At 58.9% G+C, this 19436-nt stretch carries 20 protein-coding genes and 2 tRNA genes; 9 read left to right on the forward strand and 13 right to left on the reverse strand.

The window, feature by feature from the left end; all coding sequences use genetic code 11:
• Window positions 1-37: 37 nt before the first annotated feature.
• The 3 genes from cgtA to rplU form a co-directional block, all read right to left on the reverse strand.
• Complete coding sequence (gene cgtA / locus AC4QBL_RS12900; protein ID WP_472907046.1) at window positions 38-1108, reverse strand: Obg family GTPase CgtA; 1071 nt, start codon at window positions 1106-1108, stop codon at window positions 38-40.
• 142 nt (window positions 1109-1250) lie between these two features.
• Window positions 1251-1508 carry a 50S ribosomal protein L27 gene (gene rpmA, locus AC4QBL_RS12905; RefSeq protein WP_439112816.1) on the reverse strand — a complete coding sequence of 86 codons (258 nt, stop codon included), beginning with the start codon at window positions 1506-1508 and terminating at the stop codon, window positions 1251-1253.
• 13 nt (window positions 1509-1521) lie between these two features.
• Window positions 1522-1833 (reverse strand): 50S ribosomal protein L21, encoded by a 312-nt coding sequence (rplU, locus tag AC4QBL_RS12910; protein WP_304831029.1) that lies wholly within the window; start codon window positions 1831-1833, stop codon window positions 1522-1524.
• 279 nt (window positions 1834-2112) lie between these two features.
• Between rplU and AC4QBL_RS12915 the strand changes: the two genes are divergently transcribed.
• The 8 genes from AC4QBL_RS12915 to AC4QBL_RS12950 all read left to right on the forward strand — a co-directional run bounded on the left by AC4QBL_RS12915 (window position 2113) and on the right by AC4QBL_RS12950 (window position 8821).
• Window positions 2113-3042: a polyprenyl synthetase family protein gene (locus tag AC4QBL_RS12915; protein WP_472907045.1), complete on the forward strand. Its 930-nt coding sequence runs from the start codon at window positions 2113-2115 to the stop codon at window positions 3040-3042.
• Between the two features lie 48 nt (window positions 3043-3090).
• Window positions 3091-3167, forward strand: a tRNA-Pro gene (locus AC4QBL_RS12920).
• A gap of 170 nt (window positions 3168-3337) precedes the next feature.
• Window positions 3338-5071, forward strand: a complete 1734-nt coding sequence (gene pilB / locus AC4QBL_RS12925) for a type IV-A pilus assembly ATPase PilB (protein WP_472907044.1) — start codon at window positions 3338-3340, stop codon at window positions 5069-5071.
• A gap of 32 nt (window positions 5072-5103) precedes the next feature.
• The gene (locus AC4QBL_RS12930) at window positions 5104-6321 is read left to right on the forward strand and encodes a type II secretion system F family protein (RefSeq protein WP_472900324.1); all 1218 of its coding nucleotides are present in this window, start codon (window positions 5104-5106) and stop codon (window positions 6319-6321) included.
• A complete protein-coding gene (locus AC4QBL_RS12935) occupies window positions 6321-7184 on the forward strand; it encodes a prepilin peptidase (RefSeq protein WP_472907043.1) in 864 nt (287 codons plus the stop codon). Before AC4QBL_RS12930 ends, AC4QBL_RS12935 begins: the two co-directional genes overlap by 1 nt.
• A gap of 8 nt (window positions 7185-7192) precedes the next feature.
• Window positions 7193-7798, forward strand: coding sequence for a dephospho-CoA kinase (gene coaE / locus AC4QBL_RS12940; protein WP_472907042.1), 606 nt, complete (start codon window positions 7193-7195; stop codon window positions 7796-7798).
• Between the two features lie 55 nt (window positions 7799-7853).
• Entirely contained in the window at window positions 7854-8609 is a 756-nt protein-coding gene (gene zapD / locus AC4QBL_RS12945; RefSeq protein ID WP_472900321.1) for a cell division protein ZapD, read from the forward strand.
• 8 nt (window positions 8610-8617) lie between these two features.
• Window positions 8618-8821 carry a DNA gyrase inhibitor YacG gene (locus AC4QBL_RS12950; RefSeq protein ID WP_472907041.1) on the forward strand — a complete coding sequence of 68 codons (204 nt, stop codon included), beginning with the start codon at window positions 8618-8620 and terminating at the stop codon, window positions 8819-8821.
• A gap of 24 nt (window positions 8822-8845) precedes the next feature.
• Here AC4QBL_RS12950 and AC4QBL_RS12955 read toward each other — a convergent pair whose 3' ends face one another.
• The 5 genes from AC4QBL_RS12955 to AC4QBL_RS12975 form a co-directional block, all read right to left on the reverse strand.
• Entirely contained in the window at window positions 8846-9298 is a 453-nt protein-coding gene (locus tag AC4QBL_RS12955; protein WP_472900319.1) for an NUDIX domain-containing protein, read from the reverse strand.
• A 24-nt stretch (window positions 9299-9322) separates the two neighbouring features.
• The gene (locus AC4QBL_RS12960) at window positions 9323-10201 is read right to left on the reverse strand and encodes an ATP-binding protein (protein ID WP_472907040.1); all 879 of its coding nucleotides are present in this window, start codon (window positions 10199-10201) and stop codon (window positions 9323-9325) included.
• On the reverse strand, window positions 10198-11445 hold the full coding sequence (gene argJ / locus AC4QBL_RS12965) for a bifunctional glutamate N-acetyltransferase/amino-acid acetyltransferase ArgJ (protein ID WP_472907039.1): 1248 nt from the start codon (window positions 11443-11445) through the stop codon (window positions 10198-10200). The genes AC4QBL_RS12960 and argJ overlap by 4 nt, the downstream gene beginning before the upstream one ends.
• A 62-nt stretch (window positions 11446-11507) precedes the next feature.
• A complete protein-coding gene (gene secA, locus AC4QBL_RS12970; protein WP_472900316.1) occupies window positions 11508-14273 on the reverse strand; it encodes a preprotein translocase subunit SecA in 2766 nt (921 codons plus the stop codon).
• Window positions 14274-14442: 169 nt separating this feature from the next.
• On the reverse strand, window positions 14443-15393 hold the full coding sequence (locus tag AC4QBL_RS12975; protein ID WP_472900315.1) for a M23 family metallopeptidase: 951 nt from the start codon (window positions 15391-15393) through the stop codon (window positions 14443-14445).
• A 78-nt stretch (window positions 15394-15471) separates the two neighbouring features.
• Between AC4QBL_RS12975 and AC4QBL_RS12980 the strand changes: the two genes are divergently transcribed.
• On the forward strand, window positions 15472-15762 hold the full coding sequence (locus AC4QBL_RS12980; RefSeq protein WP_472907038.1) for a DciA family protein: 291 nt from the start codon (window positions 15472-15474) through the stop codon (window positions 15760-15762).
• Window positions 15763-15801: 39 nt separating this feature from the next.
• On the opposite strand, the gene AC4QBL_RS12985 is transcribed toward AC4QBL_RS12980, so the two are convergent.
• From AC4QBL_RS12985 to AC4QBL_RS13005, 5 genes are all read right to left on the reverse strand, one after another.
• Window positions 15802-15877 (reverse strand) — tRNA-Thr (locus AC4QBL_RS12985).
• A gap of 13 nt (window positions 15878-15890) precedes the next feature.
• Entirely contained in the window at window positions 15891-16436 is a 546-nt protein-coding gene (locus AC4QBL_RS12990; RefSeq protein ID WP_472900313.1) for a ClpXP protease specificity-enhancing factor, read from the reverse strand.
• 53 nt (window positions 16437-16489) lie between these two features.
• Window positions 16490-17101, reverse strand: coding sequence for a glutathione S-transferase N-terminal domain-containing protein (locus AC4QBL_RS12995; protein WP_159607845.1), 612 nt, complete (start codon window positions 17099-17101; stop codon window positions 16490-16492).
• Window positions 17102-17216: 115 nt separating this feature from the next.
• Window positions 17217-17972, reverse strand: coding sequence for a cytochrome c1 (locus AC4QBL_RS13000; RefSeq protein ID WP_472907037.1), 756 nt, complete (start codon window positions 17970-17972; stop codon window positions 17217-17219).
• A gap of 32 nt (window positions 17973-18004) precedes the next feature.
• On the reverse strand, window positions 18005-19429 hold the full coding sequence (locus AC4QBL_RS13005) for a cytochrome b (protein ID WP_472907073.1): 1425 nt from the start codon (window positions 19427-19429) through the stop codon (window positions 18005-18007).
• Window positions 19430-19436 lie beyond the last annotated feature (7 nt).

The raw sequence follows: 19436 nt of genomic DNA on the forward strand, positions 1-19436 counted from the left end.
AGGTACCGTCAACAACAGGAAATCTACTCGAAGGGCATCAGTTCGCGTCGGGCGCCACAGCAAAGCGTGGGTCAACCTCAACCGGCTGCTGTGCCTGGTGCACCTGCGCGATGTGCTGGTACACCTTCTGAACCAGCAACTCGCACCCCTCACGCGTCAACGCGGAGATTTCAAACACCGGCCCCTTGTATTTCAAGCGTTTCACAATGTCCTTCACCCGAGCTTCGCGCTCGTCGGTCGGCACCATGTCGAGCTTGTTCAGCACCAGCCAGCGCGGCTTGTCATACAGCGACTGATCGAACTTTTTGAGCTCAGCCACAATCGCCTTGGCCTGCTGGACCGGGTCAACGCCTTCATCGAAAGGCGCTACATCCACAAGATGCAACAGCAAGCGCGTGCGCTGCAGGTGGCGCAGGAACTGATGACCCAGACCTGCACCTTCCGAGGCGCCTTCGATCAAGCCAGGCACATCGGCCACCACAAAACTCTTTTCAGGCGCCACGCGAACCACGCCCAGATTGGGGTGCAGCGTAGTGAAAGGATAGTCAGCAATCTTCGGGCGAGCGTTGGAAATGGCGGAGATCAGGGTGGACTTGCCGGCATTGGGCATGCCCAGCAGCCCCACATCGGCCAGCACCTTCAGCTCCAGCTTAAGCGTGCGCCGCTCACCCGCCCAGCCCATTGTTTTCTGGCGCGGCGCACGGTTCGTCGAACTCTTGTAGTGCATGTTGCCAAAGCCGCCGTCACCGCCCTTGGCGATCGTGACCTGCTCACCGGGCTGCAGCAATTCGTGCAACACCTCGCCCGTTTCGGCATCCGCGATGATGGTTCCCACCGGCATCTTGAGCACGATGTCGTCACCCTTGACACCAAACATGTCCGAGCCTTTGCCGTGTTCACCACGGTGCGCTTCAAACCGACGGGTGTATCGAAAGTCGACCAGGGTGTTCAGACTGGCATCAGCTACCGCATAAATGTTGCCACCACGCCCGCCATCGCCTCCGTCGGGACCGCCAAATTCCTTGTACTTCTCATGCCGGAACGATGCGCAGCCGTTGCCACCATCGCCAGCAGCGACATCAATCGTAGCTTCGTCCACAAATTTCATGACATCTCTTCCCAGGAACAACTGACACAACAATGACCAATACAAAAAGCCCGCACAGGCGGGCCTTTTGTATTCAGGACATCACCAAAGCCGGTGAACTGCGAGGTTTTCACAAACCCGGCAGCCACACCGGCAAGCCACATCACAAAGGTGTGATGTTGACCGTCTGGCGATTCAGCGCGCCTTTGATGGCGAAGCTGACACGGCCATCGACCGTCGCAAAAATGGTGTGGTCCTTACCCAGACCGACGTTCATGCCGGGGTGGAACTTGGTACCGCGCTGGCGCACGATGATCGAACCTGCGCTGACCACTTCACCGCCAAACGCTTTCACGCCGAGCATCTTGGGCTTGGAATCGCGCCCGTTTCGCGTTGAGCCGCCGCCTTTTTTCTGTGCCATGTTGACTTACTCCTCAGGCTGCGATCGACGAAATCTGCAGTTCGGTGAAATTTTGACGGTGACCTTGGCGCTTTTGGTAGTGCTTGCGACGACGCATCTTGAAGATGTGTACCTTGTCGTGCCTGCCATGCGACAAAACCGTGACTGTGACCGTTGCGCCGGAAACCAAGGGAGTGCCTACCTTGATCTCGCTGCCGTTGCCGACAGCCAGAACCTGGTCAAACACGATCTCTTGGCCCACATCCGCAGCAATCTGTTCTACTTTAATTTTTTCGCCAGCAGCAACACGATACTGTTTGCCGCCGGTTTTTATGACCGCGTACATATGAACCTCTTGTAAAAAATCCACGAATGGATATTCGGCAGACCAAATTCCACCGAACTCAAAATTTTAGCACGGGTTAACGAGCAGAGCAAGAACCGCCCACCAAAGCCGCCGCTGGCTCACCGAGCCGCAGCGGTCCTGCACCCGGCTCAGCCAGAAACGCGTTGTTCCCGTCTCTATAATCCGGGACTGCTTTTAGAAAAGCCCACCACCCGCAGAGCCACCTTGACCACTCTTTCAAGCCACCCAGCCAACCCGCTGGACCTCATCCAGCCCGACATGCAGCGGGTTGACCAAGTCATCAGCGAAAGGCTCACCACAGAAGTTCCGTTGGTGCGCGAGGTGGCGCAATACATCATTTCAGCCGGCGGCAAACGGCTTCGCCCCGCGCTACTGCTGCTCATGAGCGGCGCTCTGGGCAACCAAAATACCCACCGCCACACGCTGGCCGCGGTGGTGGAGTTCATTCACACGGCGACGCTGCTGCACGACGATGTGGTGGATGAATCGACACTGCGCCGCGGGCGCGAAACAGCCAATGAACGCTTCGGCAACGCGGCCAGCGTGCTGGTGGGTGATTTTTTGTACTCGCGCGCGTTTCAAATGATGGTGGACGTCAACAACATGCGCGTGATGCAAGTGTTGTCGGACGCGACCAACGTGATCGCCGAGGGTGAGGTGCTGCAACTCATGAACATGCGGGACGCCTCGCTCAGCGAGGCCGACTACCTGCGTGTGATTCGCTCCAAAACGGCAAAACTGTTTGAAGCCAGCGCGCGCCTAGCCCCGATTCTTGCCAACGCCGATGCCCGCACAGAAGAAATCTGCGCTACGTACGGTCAAGCACTGGGTACAGCCTTCCAAGTGATTGATGACGTGCTGGATTACGAAGGCAAAGCCGAAGAACTGGGCAAAAACTTGGGGGATGACCTTCGTGAAGGCAAGGTTACGCTGCCGATCATCTGCGCGCTGAAAACAGCTTCAGAACCCCAGAAACAACTGATCCGCCATGCGATCGAACAGGGCGATGCAGCCCACCTTGACGACATCTTCGCCATCATTCTGGAAACGGGTGCACTGGAGACCGCACGGGCCAGCGCAATGGCTGAAGCACAACGCGCCGTTGACGCGGCGAAGCAGCTTCCAACCAATGAATACAGCGCTGCTTTGCTAGAATTGGCCACCGGTTTGATGGGTCGCCGCTCGTAAAAAGGGGGGCTGAATCAAGACCCCTCCAAGCGGTTTTGGAGATGCGATCGGGGTGTAGCTTAGCCAGGTAGAGCGCTACGTTCGGGACGTAGAGGCCGGAAGTTCGAATCTTCTCACCCCGACCACCATCTTCATGCAAACAGGCAGGACAGCAAGCATCCTGCCCGTCACCGGGTTTGTGCGCAGCGTTTTCCGGTCCTTCACACAACGCCGAAAACGTCAGTTTCCGCGAATCCGACACAATTCGCCTGAATAAACGGATGCAAGTCGTTGATTTACGTTAGATTACGGTTTTATGGCGTCTATCGATACGGTTATTCAAGATAGCTCCACCATGGCACTGCCTGGCTTGGGGCGAGCACTCGTGGCTGCAGGCAAGCTGGGGCAAAGAGCGGCCGAAGACCTGTACAAAAAAGCGCAGAGCAGCCGAACCAGCTTCATCGCAGAGCTCACAGGCTCTGGGGCTGTGTCGGCCTCAGACATGGCGCACACCATGTCCACAGCCTACGCGGCGCCGCTGCTGGACCTGGATGCGATCGACATCACCCGCCTGCCCAAAGGCTTGCTCGACAGCAAAATTTGCGCGGACTACCGCATTGTGGTGCTCAGCAAGCGCAACAACCGCCTGATGGTCGCCACGGCGGACCCTGCTGACCAGCAGGCTGCCGAGAAGATCAAATTTGCCACGCAGATGGGCGTGGACTGGGTCATTGCTGAATACGACAAGTTGAGCAAGTTGGTCGACAGCCAGACCACGAGTGCCAACGACGCGATGGACAACATCGTTGGTGGTGACTTCGAGTTCGATGACATTGCCACCGAAGCGGTGGTCACCGACACCGCCGAAAAAGCCACCGAGGTGGACGACGCGCCGGTGGTCAAGTTCCTGCACAAGATGCTGATCGATGCCTTCAACATGCGCGCATCGGATTTGCACTTCGAGCCTTACGAACACAACTACCGCGTTCGCTTCCGTATCGACGGTGAGCTTCGCGAAATCGCGTCCCCGCCGATTGCGATCAAGGACAAGTTGGCTTCCCGCATCAAGGTGATTTCCCGAATGGACATCTCTGAGAAGCGCGTGCCGCAAGACGGGCGGATGAAGCTCAAGATCGGTCCGGACCGGGTGATCGACTTCCGGGTGAGCACGCTGCCCACTCTGTTTGGCGAAAAGATCGTGATCCGTATTCTGGACCCGAGCAGCGCCAAGGTGGGTATTGATGCACTCGGCTATGAGCCGGAGGAAAAAGAGCGCCTGATGAACGCGATCGTGCGCCCTTACGGCATGGTGCTCGTGACAGGCCCTACGGGCTCGGGAAAAACCGTATCGCTGTATACCTGCCTAAACATTCTGAATCAGCCAGGTATCAACATCTCCACCGCCGAAGATCCGTCCGAGATCAACTTGCCCGGTGTGAACCAGGTGAACGTCAACGAAAAGGCAGGCCTGACATTCGCCGCCGCGCTCAAAGCGTTCCTGCGTCAAGACCCCGACGTGATCATGGTGGGTGAGATTCGCGACCTGGAAACTGCTGACATTTCAATCAAGGCGGCCCAGACCGGTCACATGGTGCTGTCCACCCTGCACACCAACGATGCACCCACCACGCTCACCCGCATGATGAACATGGGGATTCCCACGTTCAACATCGCGTCCAGCGTAATCCTGATCACGGCCCAGCGCCTGGCTCGGCGCTTGTGTCCGAATTGCAAGGCGCCGCTGGATGTGCCTCGCAAGGCCCTGATTGATGCAGGTTACAAAAGCGAAGACCTGGACGGCACTTGGACACCCTACAAACCAGTAGGCTGTTCAGCTTGCAACAATGGCTACAAAGGCCGCGTTGGCATTTACCAGGTGATGCCCATTTCAGAAGAAATACAGCGCATCATTTTGCGCGGTGGCGGCGCCTTGGACATTGCCCAGCAAGCCAGCAAAGAAGGTGTTCGCACACTGCGCGAGTCCGGTCTGCTGAAGGTCAGACAAGGGATGACCTCGCTGGAAGAAGTGCTCAGCGTCACCAACGAGTGATGCAGCGCTAGACACACGACTCCGAGGACACCATGGCAACCGCTGCATCTAAAAGCATCAAAGACTTTGTTTTCGAATGGGAAGGCAAAGACCGCAATGGCAAGACCGTTCGCGGTGAGACACGCGCGGTAGGTGAGAACCAGGTGCTGGCCGCCTTGCGCCGCCAGGGCATCGTGCCGGGTAAAGTCAAAAAGCGGCGCATGACATCGGGCAAGCGCATCAAGCCCAAAGACATCGCCATCTTCACACGCCAGCTGGCGACGATGATGAAGGCTGGTGTACCGCTGTTGCAGGCCTTTGACATTGTCGGGCGAGGCAATCCCAACCCCAGCGTGACCAAGCTCTTGAACGACATTCGGACCGATGTCGAAACGGGTACCTCGCTGAGCGCCGCCTTTCGCAAGAATCCGCTTTATTTCGACAGCTTGTACTGCAATCTGGTAGAGGCTGGTGAGGCTGCCGGTATTCTGGAAGAGTTGCTCGACCGTCTGGCGGTTTACATGGAGAAAACCGAGGCCATCAAGTCCAAGATCAAGTCGGCTTTGATGTACCCCATTTCGGTGGTGATCGTTGCCTTTGTGGTCGTTGCAGTGATCATGATTTTCGTGATCCCGTCGTTCAAAGAGGTGTTCAGCTCCTTCGGCGCAGACCTGCCCGGACCCACGCTTTTCGTCATTGCCATCAGTGAAATTTTCACCGAATTTTGGTGGTTGATTTTTGGCGGCCTGGGTGGCGGGATCTACTTTTTCATGCAAGCCTGGAAGCGCAATGAAAAAGTGCAAAAGGTCATGGACAGGTTCATGCTCAGGATGCCAATTTTCGGCACCCTGGTCGAAAAATCGGTCATTGCCCGCTGGACGCGTACGCTTTCAACCATGTTCGCCGCAGGTGTGCCCTTGGTTGAGGCTTTGGATTCGGTGGGAGGCGCATCGGGCAACTCGGTCTATGCATCGGCCACAGAGAAAATTCAGCAGGAAGTATCGACCGGTACCAGCCTGACCAACGCGATGACCAACGCCAACATCTTTCCGTCCATGGTGCTGCAGATGTGCGCCATCGGGGAAGAGTCGGGCTCCATTGACCATATGCTGGGCAAAGCTGCCGACTTCTACGAAGCGGAGGTGGACGACATGGTGGCCGGCCTGTCGAGCCTGATGGAGCCCATCATCATCGTGCTGCTGGGCACCATCATTGGCGGCATCGTGGTGTCGATGTACCTCCCCATCTTCAAGCTGGGCCAGGTGGTCTGATGCTGGGCATCAGCACGGCCGACGCAGCTCTGCTGGGTCTTTTGGGCTTGTTGGTCGGCAGTTTTTTGAATGTGGTGATACACCGCCTGCCCAAGATGATGGAGCTGCAATGGGCAGCCGAGTGCGCTGAACTCCAGCAGGGGTCCGCCGGTCTGACCAGCGATCCAACGGCTGAACCCACCCGATTCAACCTGATGGTGCCCCGCTCCAGGTGTCCTCATTGCGGCCACCAGATCCGCTGGTTTGAAAACATTCCCGTTGTCAGTTACCTAGCCTTGCGAGGTAAGTGCGGCAACTGCGCTGCGCCCATCAGCGCACGCTACCCTGCTGTGGAACTGGTCTGTGGAGCGCTGTTCGCCTGGTGTGGCTGGAACTGGGGACTCACATGGGAAGCGCTGGTGTGGTGCGGTTTTTCTGCCTCAGTGCTGGCACTGGCCTGTATTGACTGGGACACCACGCTGCTTCCCGATGACATCACGTTGCCGCTGCTCTGGGCCGGGCTGTGTGCGGCTGGGCTGGGGTTGATCAACACCGCCATCACAGACGCCTTGTGGGGCGCAGTCGCCGGCTACCTGTCGCTTTGGCTGGTTTACTGGGCCTTCAAACTGATCACGGGCAAAGAAGGCATGGGCTACGGCGACTTCAAGCTGTTTGCAGCGTTTGGCGCCTGGTTTGGCTGGCAAGCACTGATCCCGGTGATCTTGATGGCATCGGTCATCGGTGCCGTGGTCGGTATCGCCATCAAAGTGTGGGGGCAGTTGCGCGAAGGCGGCTATGTGCCGTTCGGCCCCTTTCTCGCCATGGCGGGGCTGACTTCGATGATTTTTGGTCCGTCTGCCATTCTGGCATTCATCGGTCTGTGAGCCCTGCGATGCACGCTCGTCCTGCGCTGAGGCTTGGACTGACGGGTGGCATCGGGAGTGGCAAAAGCACCGTTGCGGCGCTGCTTGAGCAACGGGGTGCGTTCGTCATCGACGCAGACGCCATCTCACGTGCTTGCACCCTCAGTGGCGGTAGCGCCATGCCCACCATTGCAAGCACTTTTGGCCAAGACTTTGTGAATGCCGATGGCGCGCTGGACCGACAGCGCATGCGAGATCATGTGTTTGCCCGTCCTGACGCACGGCGCACATTGGAAGCCATCATCCATCCGCTGGTTGGCGCAGAAGTTCGGCGCCTGGCTGCCTCGTCAAACGCCCGCTGCCTGGTCTTCGATGTACCGTTGCTGGTCGAATCGCCACATTGGCGCCACCAATTGGACCGCGTGGTGGTGGTGGACTGCTCGCACACGACGCAAATACGGCGGGTCAGCCAGCGCAATGCGTGGGACGCCCACACCATTGAAGCTGTGATTCGCAGTCAGAGCCCACGCGTCCAACGCCTGGCGGCGGCTGACGTGGTGCTCTGCAACGACACGGACAAGATCGAACACTTGCAGCGGCTGGTGAGCGGGTTGGCCCAACGGTTCGGGCTATGATGAAAGCCTTGTTCGCCCTGGCCTCTTGGCCCCTTCTCCACGAAGCTCCGCCGCTGTGATCCTGTACGAATACCCTTTCAACGAACGTATCCGCACCTACTTGCGGCTGGAACAGCTCTTTCGCCGCCTGTCTGAACTCGTTCCTCGCAGCCACTCGCTGGACCACCACTACGCGATCCAGACCATTTTCGAAATCATGGACGTGGCCTCGCGTGCCGACATGAAGTCGGACGTGCTCAAGGACATTGACCGGCAAAAGCTTCAACTCAACAGCTACCGCGGCAACCCGGCCATTTCTGAGCAGGTGCTTGACGGCGTGATCGCACAACTGGACGACTGCTTTGCCCAGCTGAACCAGTTGAGCGGGAAAACCGGGCAATCGTTAACGGAAAACGACTGGCTCATGAGCATTCGCAGCCGCATCGGTATCCCAGGTGGCACGTGTGAGTTCGATCTGCCCGCCTACTTCCACTGGCAGCACCACAGCGTCGAACAGCGCCATGCGGATTTGCAGCGCTGGGTGGCGCCACTGGCGCCGCTGGCGGCCTCCATCGGGCTGCTGATGAAAATGTTGCGTGACTCAGGTTCCGCGCAAAAAGTGGTTGCACCCAACGGCCAGTTCCAACAAAACCTGCCACAGGGGCGCACCTTTCAGTTGCTGCGCTTGCGCATGGACCCCTCCGCAGGTCTCATACCTGAGATCAGCGGTAACCGTTTGATGCTTTCCGTGCGCTTGATGCGCCAGGGTGAAGACGATCGCCTTCATCCCGCGCAAGAAGACGCTGCGTTTGAACTCACCCTCTGCGCTTGAGGTCTTGCATGTCGAACGAAGGAACGGAAATTCCCGTCAAGATGGTTCGCTGCCCGGCCTGCGCCGGCCCCAGCGTTTATGCAGCCAGCAACCCTTACCGGCCGTTTTGCAGCCAGCGCTGCAAAAACATGGACTTTGGCGCCTGGGCCAGTGAAACCTTCAAACTGCCTGAAACGCTGACCGACAACGATCCGGAATTCCAGCAGAGCTGAGATGCCACAAAAACGGCATGCAGCTCAAGCTGTTGGCTCATCCGCCAGCCACTCCAGCACCGGTACCGTGCCAGGCAACACGGGAGAACATCGAACGGGCAAGCGCTCCCAACTGAAGTCTTGGCCTTCGTGCATTTGTAGCGCTCCAGTCCATTCAAATACCTTGCAGAAGTGCAGACGCACGAGCGCGTGGGGATAGTCAACGAGCTTCTCTTTCCAGGCGATTACCGGGCCAATGTGCACGCCAATCTCTTCTTGTAGCTCGCGCCGCAAAGCCTGTTCAACCGACTCACCCGCCTCCAGCTTGCCGCCGGGAAACTCCCAGTAACCGGCATATACCTTGCCCTCAGGCCGGGATGTCAGCAAAAACTCGCCGCTGGGCGCGATCAGCAAGCCCACGGCCACATCCACCACCGGGCGCGCTGGCCCATCCGCCCGGCGAAGTTCACCGTCCACCAACAAGATCGAATCGCTCACCGCAAGCCTTTGTGCCGAATCAGCTTAGCCACGCGCCGCATGGGTACCCGCGTAATCACGGGCGAACTGGTAGGCCACCCGGCCGCTGCGTGAACCTCTTTCAAGAGCCCACACCAGCGCTGCAGGCCGAGCCGACTCAATGGCCTCGACGGACACGCCGAAGGACGCCAGCCACTGCGCCACGATGGTGAGGTACTCATCTTGGCTGAAGGGGTAGAAACTCACCCAAAGACCAAAGCGCTCAGAGAGGGAGATTTTTTCTTCCACCACCTCACCCGGGTGCACCTCGCCATCAGCGGTGTGGGTGTAGCTGAGGTTTTCTTTCATGTATTCCGGCAGCAGGTGGCGCCGGTTACTGGTGGCGTAAATCAGCACGTTTTGACCCGCCGCCGACACCGAGCCGTCCAGGATCGACTTCAAAGCCTTGTAGCCAGGCTCGCCGTCTTCAAAACTCAGATCGTCACAAAACACCACAAAACGCTCGGGCCGGTCAGCCACCACATCCACAATATCGGGCAAGTCCACCAAGTCGGCCTTGTCCACCTCAATCAGGCGCAGTCCTTCAGAGGCGTACTCGTTCAGGCAAGCCTTGACCAAGGACGACTTGCCCGTACCGCGGGCGCCTGTGAGCAGCACGTTGTTGGCCGGCAGCCCCTGCACAAACTGCAAGGTGTTGCGCTGGATCTTTTCCTTCTGCCCACCGATTTCCTGCAAATCGGCCAACCGCATGTGCGCGACCTGGCGCACAGGTTCCAACACACCATGGCCACTGCTGCGCTTGCGGTAGCGAAAGGCCACCGATGCCGACCAGTCGGGAGCGCCCAAGGGTTGCGGCAGCACCGACTCGATGCGCGCCATCAGTTGCTCGGCACGCTCCAGCAGGCGTTCGAAGTTGGCATTCATGAGCGGTAATCGGCGTTGATGGTGACGTAGTCGTGGCTGAAATCGCAGGTCCAGACTGTTTCGGTTACATCGCCGCGGCCAAGGCCTATGCGCACCAGGATCTCGGCGTCCTTCATGACGCGCTGACCGTCTTCCTCGCGGTAGTCGGGGTGCCGGCCCCCAGCCGCCACCACATGCACATCACCCAGGTGCAGTTCAATTTTCGTGGCATCCAGATCGGCAATGCCCGCGTAGCCCACCGCCGCCAAGATTCGGCCCAGGTTCGGGTCGCTGGCAAAAAATGCGGTTTTGACCAACGGCGAGTGCGCCACCGCGTAAGCCGCCTGCAGGCATTCAGCCGACGTCTGACCGCCCTCAACCCGGATGGTGATGAATTTGGTCGCGCCCTCTCCATCGCGCACGATGGCGTGCGCCAGGTGTTGCGCCAGGGGCACCAGCGCGGCCAGCAGGGCTTGACCGTCGGGGCTGCCGAGATCGGTGATGGGCGCGTGCCCGGCCTTGCCTGTGGCAATCACCACAAACGAGTCGTTGGTGGACGTATCGCCATCCACGGTGACACGGTTGAACGACACATCGGCGAGCCGGCGGGCCAGTGTGCCCATCAACTCTGGGGCCACACAGGCATCGGTGGCCAGAAAACCGAGCATGGTTGCCATGTTGGGGCGGATCATGCCCGCCCCTTTCGCAATACCGGTGGCACTCACCGTGGTGCCGCCCAGCACGAACTGACCGCTTGCCGCCTTGGGCAGCGTGTCGGTGGTCATCACGCCTTCAGCGGCAGACAGCCACTGGGCACCCGATGCCACAGGCGACTGCGCTGCGAGTTCAAGCGCCTGGGGCAAACCCGCCAGGAGCCGGTCCAGGGGCAAAGGCTCCATGATCACCCCGGTGGAAAACGGCAGCACCTGTTCATGACCCAACCCGAGCGCACGCGCCATGGCCGTGCAGGTCTGGCGCGCCGCAGCCAATCCTGGCTCGCCCGTGCCGGCGTTCGCGTTGCCGGTGTTGATGACCATGGCACGAATGGCAGCACCCGAGGCCAGGTGCTCACGGCACACCTGCACCGGTGCAGCCGCATAGCGGTTTTGGGTGAAAACCGCACCCACCGCACTGCCTTCGTCCAAAAGGAAAACGGTCAGATCTTTGCGGTTGGCCTTTCGGATACCCGCCTGAGCCACACCAATGCGTACACCGGGGATGGCCAGCAAATCAACAGCCAGCGGGATATCAAGTTGAACAGGCATGGAAACTCCGTGAAAAAGACGTGGCTTGCCGTGGGGCACCCGAACGGGTCAGCCGCGGGATATCAGTCCAGCTTGCCGTGGCAATGCTTGTATTTTTTGCCACTGCCGCAAGGGCACGCATCGTTGCGCCCCACACGGGGTACGGCGTCTGCCAAGGCACCCGAGGCGGTAGCCACGGCTCCGGCGCTGGTGATGACTTCCACCTCACCCGTTTCGGTCGGCGCGGTGTAGGTCATGTTGGCAATCTGTTCGGCTCGCTCTTCCAGTTGCTCTGCAGCCTGGGCAATTTGCTCCGCGGACTGCACCCGCACGTTCATCAAAATACGCGAGACATCGTTCTTCACGCTGTCCAGCAGCTGCCCGAACAACACGAAAGCTTCGCGCTTGTATTCCTGTTTGGGCTGCTTCTGGGCGTAACCCCGCAGGTGAATGCCCTGGCGCAGGTAGTCCAAGGCCGACAGATGTTCGCGCCACTGGCTGTCGATGGTTTGCAGCAACACCACCCGCTCGAACTGGGTGAAGTTCTCTTCACCCACCACCTGGACCTTGCCGTTGAAGACCTCTTTGGCAGCGGCCAACACACGTTCCACAATATCATCAACGTCGATGGCCTCGGCGTCTGACACCCAACTGGACACCGGCACATCCACTGCCCACTCTTCGCGCAAATTGCGCTCCAAGCCAGCGAGATCCCACTGCTCTTCCACGCTGCCCGCAGGCACAAACTGGTGCACGAGGTCGATGAAGCAGCCGTCGCGCAGCGAGTCGATCTGGCCGCGCAGGCTGTCAGCGTCCAAGATATCGTTGCGCTGCTGGTAGATCACCTTGCGCTGGTCGTTGGACACATCGTCGTATTCCAGCAGCTGCTTGCGAATATCGAAGTTGCGCGCCTCAACCTTGCGCTGAGCGCTCTCAATGCTGCGGGTCACGATGCCCGCTTCAATGGCCTCGCCCTCGGGCATCTTCAGGCGATCCATGATGGCGCGCACGCGATCGCCCGCAAAGATGCGCATGAGCGAATCGTCCAAACTCAGGTAGAAGCGCGACGAACCGGGGTCGCCTTGGCGCCCCGATCGCCCACGCAACTGGTTGTCAATGCGGCGCGACTCGTGGCGCTCGGTCGCGATGATGCGCAAGCCGCCCAGTGCCCGCACCTTCTCGTGATCCAGCTTCCATTGCTCGCGTACCGCTTCGATGCGCGTGGCCTTCGTGGCATCGTCGAGCGAAGCATCGGTCTGCACCGCCTCAACCATTTTTTCCAGGTTGCCACCCAACACAATGTCGGTACCGCGGCCCGCCATGTTGGTGGCGATGGTGATGGCACCGGGGCGCCCCGCCTGGATGATGATGTCCGCTTCGCGGGCATGCTGCTTGGCGTTCAGCACCTCGTGGGGCAGGTTTTCAGCCTGCAACAGCGTGGCAATGATTTCGGAATTTTCAATCGACGAGGTACCCACCAGCACCGGCTGACCACGCTCGTGGCATTCGCGAATGTCTTCGATCGCTGCGACGTATTTTTCTTTCGTCGTCTTGTACACCCGGTCGAGCTGATCGGTGCGCGAACTGGGGCGGTTGGGTGGGATCACCACCGTTTCCAGACCATAAATTTCCTGGAATTCGTAGGCTTCGGTGTCGGCCGTGCCCGTCATGCCGGAAAGCTTGCCGTAGAGGCGGAAATAGTTCTGGAAGGTGATGGAGGCCAGCGTCTGGTTTTCAGGCTGGATCGTCACGCCCTCTTTGGCCTCCACGGCCTGGTGCAAGCCATCGCTCCAGCGACGACCCGACATGAGGCGGCCCGTGAATTCATCGACGATGACAATTTCACCGTTCTGGCTGACGTAGTGCTGGTCGCGGTGGTAGAGGTGGTGCGCCTTCAGCGAAGTCACCAAATGGTGCAACAAGGCAATGTTGGACGGGTCGTAGAGCGAAGCGCCTTCGGGCAACAACCCGGCCTGGCTGAGCAAACGTTCGGCATTCTCGTGCCCTTGCTCGGTCATGTGGATCGAGTGCGCCTTCTCGTCCATGGTGAAGTCGCCTGGCTTGATCACGCCCTCGCCCGTGCGCGGATCGGCTTCGCCTTCTTGGCGCACCAGCTGGGGAATCAGCTGGTTGATGGCAAGGTACAAAGGGGTCTGGTCTTCGGCCTGGCCGCTGATGATCAGCGGCGTGCGTGCCTCGTCGATCAGGATCGAGTCCACCTCGTCAACGATGGCGTAGTTCAGCGCACGCTGAACCCGGTCACCAGCCTCGTACACCATGTTGTCACGCAGGTAGTCGAAACCGTACTCGTTGTTGGTGCCGTAGGTGATGTCGGCACGGTAAGCGGCCTGCTTCTCTTCCCGAGGTGCTTGCGGCAGGTTGATGCCCACCGTCAAACCCAGAAAGTTGTACAGCCGTCCCATCCACTGAGCGTCGCGGCTGGCCAGGTAGTCGTTCACCGTCACCACGTGCACGCCTTTGCCGGTGAGTGCGTTCAGGTAAACGGGCAAGGTGGCGGTGAGCGTCTTGCCCTCACCCGTGCGCATTTCGGCCACTTTGCCATGGTGCAAGGCCAAACCACCCACCATTTGCACGTCAAAATGACGCATCTTCATGACGCGCTTGCTGGCCTCTCGAACCACCGCAAAAGCCTCGGGCAACACCGACTCCAGCGCCTCACCGTCGGCCACTCGGCGTTTGAAAATCTCGGTCTGCGCCTTCAACTCCTCGTCGCTGAGTTTTTCAAACTGCGCCTCCAGACCATTGATGCGCTCCACGGTCTTGCGGTAGGTCTTGAGCAAACGGTCGTTGCGGCTACCGAAAATTTTGGTGAGGAAGTTTGTGGCCATACGTACAGGCCTGAACGGACACCCGAGGGTCTCCGTTCAGGCAAAAGGGGATTCGGAAGGTTCTTTCGAACGTGGGTGGCATAGGACACCAACGGCTTGCCGTCAGGTTCCGCCGAACGCTCATATTTCAAGAGCAAGGCGGCATTTTACCTGCCGCATCAAGGCGCTTTCAGGGTTTACGGGCTCGACCCTGTTGCAGCTGCGCCGTTGCCATCGACTCACCCGCAGCCAGAAAGCGCTGGGGGTCCTGCGGGACGCCCGACACCCACACCTCAAAATGCAGATGAGGGCCAGTTGAACGCCCCGTCGAACCTACATCGGCGATCTTCTGACCACGCTTCACAATGTCACCTTTTTTCACGAACACCTGAGATGCATGGGCGTAGCGGGTGATCAGCTCATTGCCGTGATCCACTTCAACCATATTGCCGTATGCCGGATGGTATTCCTGCACCACGACCATACCGCCGGCCGCAGCCAGAATGGGCGTACCGGTGTCCGCCGGGAAGTCCAGGCCGGTGTGCAAGGCAGATCGGCCGGTGATGGGATCGATGCGAAAGCCGAAGGGGGAGCCCACGCGAACGCCCGCCACGGGTTGCTCGGTAGGCACCATGGTTCGCTGAATCTTCTGGTCAAAAAGGCGAGATTCCACCACCGTCAACCAATCCACGCGCGAGTCACTGGACATATCGAGCTGCTCCATGGCGGCCATCAACTCGGGTACGGAAAGCTCCCGAACAGCCACCAAAGACCCGCCAGCACCGGGAGCCGTCTTGAACTCGGCTGGATTGAGGCCAGCCAGCCCGGCCACCCGATCGCCCAATGACTCCAACTGCATCATCCGGGCCTGCATTTCACCCAGCTTTCGAGCCATGGCATCCAGGTTTTCACGCATGAAGACTTCCTGGGTTTCCACCTCGCTCTGGTGCACCATGCGCCCTACCGAGGCAAAGCCCGGCCACCCTTGCCGCACCCCTTCCAGAAATACGCCGTGGTACGCCACCACAGAGCCCAACATCAACAAGACCGAGGCCAGCAAACCAGCACCGATCAATTTGTAACCGCTGAGGTGCAGGGCCCGACTTTTCGCCAACCAGGCGTCCGTGATAATGATGTGCAAAATTCAACCTTTTCGAAAAGTCACCGCGTCGAGTCGACGCACACCCACCGAATGCGAACAGCCCCACGACTCAACACCATGCTCAGCCTGGAGCAGGCAGTCGGCGAGGCACCCAGCCTGGCTGCGCTACAAGAACGGATTCAGGCATCGCAGCGCTGCCTCCAACAAGTGAGCGCCCTGATCCCCGCGACATTGCGCCAGCACGTCAAAGCAGGCCCGATTCAAGAGAACGAGTGGTGCATATTGGTGGGTAGCGCATCGGCTTCAACCAAACTTCGCCAGCTGCTGCCGGCAATGCTGCAAGTGTTGGCCCAAAACGGTGCGCAGGTTAACGCAATTCGGATCAAAGTCCAAATGGCGGGCAGCTGAGGGCAAACGCCGCCGGCACATGGGCCCTGCAAAAAGGGGTGGTGCCGCTTGTCTGACTCGAACAGACGACCTATCGCTTACAAGGCGATTGCTCTACCAACTGAGCTAAAGCGGCACAAACTAACATTTTACTTGACGCGGGTGAGCTGCGGCCGCCCGCCCCCGCGCGCAGGCCCATCGGGCTGAGGCGGTGGAGGCTCGCCCCCCTCTGATGCGGCCTCTTCCACGGGCACAGCGCGCAGCGCACCGCGGACGGGCGACTCGGCTGAATCTTCCGTTTCGCTCGCGTCCTCCAAAACAGACATCACACCCTGTGGAGCCCCACCGACCCCGCTGACCGTGGCCACCGGTGGCGCAGGGAAAGCCATGCCTTGCCCGTTTTCACGTGCGTAGATGGCAATCACATGGCTGACAGGAACAATGATCTCGCGCGCCACACCACCGAAACGGGCCTTGAACTCGATGAAGTCGTTGCCTAGGCGCAAGGCGCTGGTGGCGTCCACACCGACGTTGAGAACAATCTCACCGTTCTTGACGAACTCCATCGGCACCCTCACCGATGCATCCACCTGCACGGCAATGTAGGGTGAAAAGCCGTTGTCAACACACCATTCGTGCAGAGCACGAATGAGGTAGGGACGTGTGGAGGGTGTTTCCGACTCGAAAGATTTCATGGGCTGTCCACATGCAAAAAATGGCACCAGACACAAAAGGTCTGGTGTACCGATTATTTGCGCATGACCTTTTCAGAAGGCGTCAGCGCTTCAATGTAGGCTGGGCGCGAGAAGATGCGCTCGGCGTACTTCAGCAAGGGTGCAGCATTTTTGCTGAGCTCAATACCGTAGAAATCCAGACGCCACAGCAGGGGGGCGATCGCCACATCCAGCATGGAGAAATTGTCGCCGAGCATGAACTTGTTTTTCAAGAACACGGGGGCCAACTGGGTCAAACGGTCGCGTATGTGCGCACGGGCTTTTTCCAGCGCCTTTTCATTGCCTTTGGTGCTGCGCGATTCCAGCATGGACACGTGCGTGAACAGCTCTTTTTCGAAATTCAGCAAAAACAGGCGCACGCGGGCGCGGTCAACGGGGTCGCCGGGCATCAGCTGGGGATGCGGAAAGCGCTCGTCGATGTACTCGTTGATGATGTTCGACTCGTACAAAATCAGATCGCGCTCGACCAGGATCGGGACCTGTCCGTAGGGATTCATCACGCTGATGTCTTCGGGCTTGTTGTACAGGTCCACGTCGCGGATCTCAAAGTCCATGCCTTTTTCAAACAGGACAAAGCGGCAGCGGTGGGAGTAAGGGCAGGTGGTGCCCGAATACAAGACCATCATGAGGGAGTCTCCTTAAAGCAAAAACAGTGGGTTGCATAAACACCGTGCGGTGCTGCAAACCACTGTGGAACGGAGGGTCCCGCGCTCTAGAGCGAGGGACCCGACCCGGATCAAATTATTTGATGTCTCTCCAGAACACCGCGTTCAGGCGCCAGGCGATGACGGTGAACACCGAAAGGAAGAGCAAAACCCACACGCCAATGCGCACACGGTTATTTTGCTCAGGCTCGGCCATCCATTGCAGGTAAGCAACCAAATCGCCCACGTTTTGGTCGTAGGCAGAGGCGGTCATCGTGCCAGCCTTCACAGGCTCCCAGCCCTTGTGGACCTCGATTTCGGCACCATGGCTGGTCACTTTGTCGAAGACCGGCTTTCGCTCGCCCTGAAGTTCCCACAGCGGGTTTGGCATCCCAATGTTGGGGAACACCAGGTTGTTCCAGCCTGTAGGTTTGGTCTCGTCGCGGTAGTAGGTGCGCAGCAAGGTGTAGATGTAGTCAGGGCCAGAACCCTGCTTGCTGGCGCGTGAGCGAGCCACCAAGGTGAGGTCGGGCGGGTTGGCGCCAAACCATTTTTTGGCCAGTGCCGGGTCCATATTGGACTTCATCGTGTCACCGATTTTGTCGGTGGTGAAGGTCAGATTCTCAGCAATTTGCTTGTCGTTCAGACCAATATCGCGCAGGCGGTTGTAACGCATGAACGATGCCGAATGACAGCTGAGGCAGTAGTTCACGAACAACTTGGCACCGTTTTGCAGCGCGGCCATGTCATTGGTTCGCTGTGGGGCTTTGTCCAGCGGGAAACCCGCGCCTGCAGCCAGCGCGGCACCCGACAAACCCAAGGCCATCATGAAGCCCAGAAGAATTTTTTTCATTTGATTGACTCTCCGGAATCGCTGGTAGGGGCTCAGTGGGGCGTAAACGTGACGCGGGTCGGGACGGGCTTGAACTCGCCGATCCGGCTCCACCAAGGCATCAGCAGGAAGAAGCCAAAGTAGAACAAGGTACCGACCTGCGAGACGCGCTCACCGATAGGCGATGGGGGCAACACACCCAGGTAGCCGAGGATCAGGAAGTTGATCACGAACACGGCGTAAAGCCACTTGTTCCAGCTTGGACGGTAACGGATGGATTTGACAGGGCTGTTGTCCAGCCAAGGCAGGGCAAACAGGATCACCACGGCACCACCCATCGCAACCACACCCCAGAATTTGGCATCAATGGCCAGCATCAGAGCCACAATCACGACAGCGCCACCGACCACAGCCGCCTTCATGGCCGAGCCGATCTTGGCCTTAACCACACCCAGCACAGCACCAAGCAAAACGCAGGCGATCAGCGCGTACATCATTTCGTTGGTGATGGCACGCAGCATCGAATAAAACGGCGTGAAGTACCAGACGGGTGCAATGTGCAACGGCGTCACCAGGGGATCGGCTGGAATAAAGTTGTTGTATTCCAGAAAGTAGCCGCCCAGTTCAGGGGCGAAGAACACGATGGCGGAGAAGGCCATCAGGAACACGGACACACCAAGAATGTCGTGAACGCTGTAGTAGGGATGGAAGGGAATACCATCCAGCGGGATGCCCTTTTCGTCCTTGAGCGCCTTGATTTCAACGCCGTCGGGGTTGTTGGAACCCACCTCGTGCAGCGCAATGATGTGAGCAACCACCAAGCCCAGCAGCACCAGCGGCACCGCAATGACGTGGAAGCTGAAGAAGCGGTTCAACGTAGCATCGCCCACCACAAAGTCGCCGCGGATCAGCAAAGCCAGGTCAGGACCCACAAAGGGAACCGCGGCAAACAAGTTCACGATCACCTGGGCGCCCCAGTACGACATCTGACCCCAAGGCAGCAGATAGCCCATGAAGGCTTCCGCCATCAGGACCAGGAATATGGCGCAGCCGAACACCCAGACCAACTCGCGCGGCTTGCGGTACGAACCGTAGATCAAGCCACGGAACATGTGCAGGTAGACGACCACAAAGAACGCCGAGGCGCCTGTAGAATGCATGTAGCGAATGAGCCAGCCCCACGGCACGTCGCGCATGATGTATTCGACCGACGCAAAGGCCACCGGCACGCCAGCAGCGTTCAGGTTGGCGTCGGGCTTGTAATGCATCACCAGGAAAATACCGGTGACGATCTGGATTACCAGCACCAACAGCGCGAGCGAGCCGAAGAAGTACCAGAAGTTGAAGTTCTTGGGAGCGTAGTACTCGGCCAAGTGCTCGTTGTAGAGCTTGGACAACGGAAACCGGTTGTCGACCCAGTTGAGCGCTTTTTGGCCCATGGGAGCATCGGGGGAAATTTCTTTGAATTCAGCCATTATTTGCCTC

The sequence above is a fragment of the Hydrogenophaga sp. L99 genome (assembly GCF_058731905.1).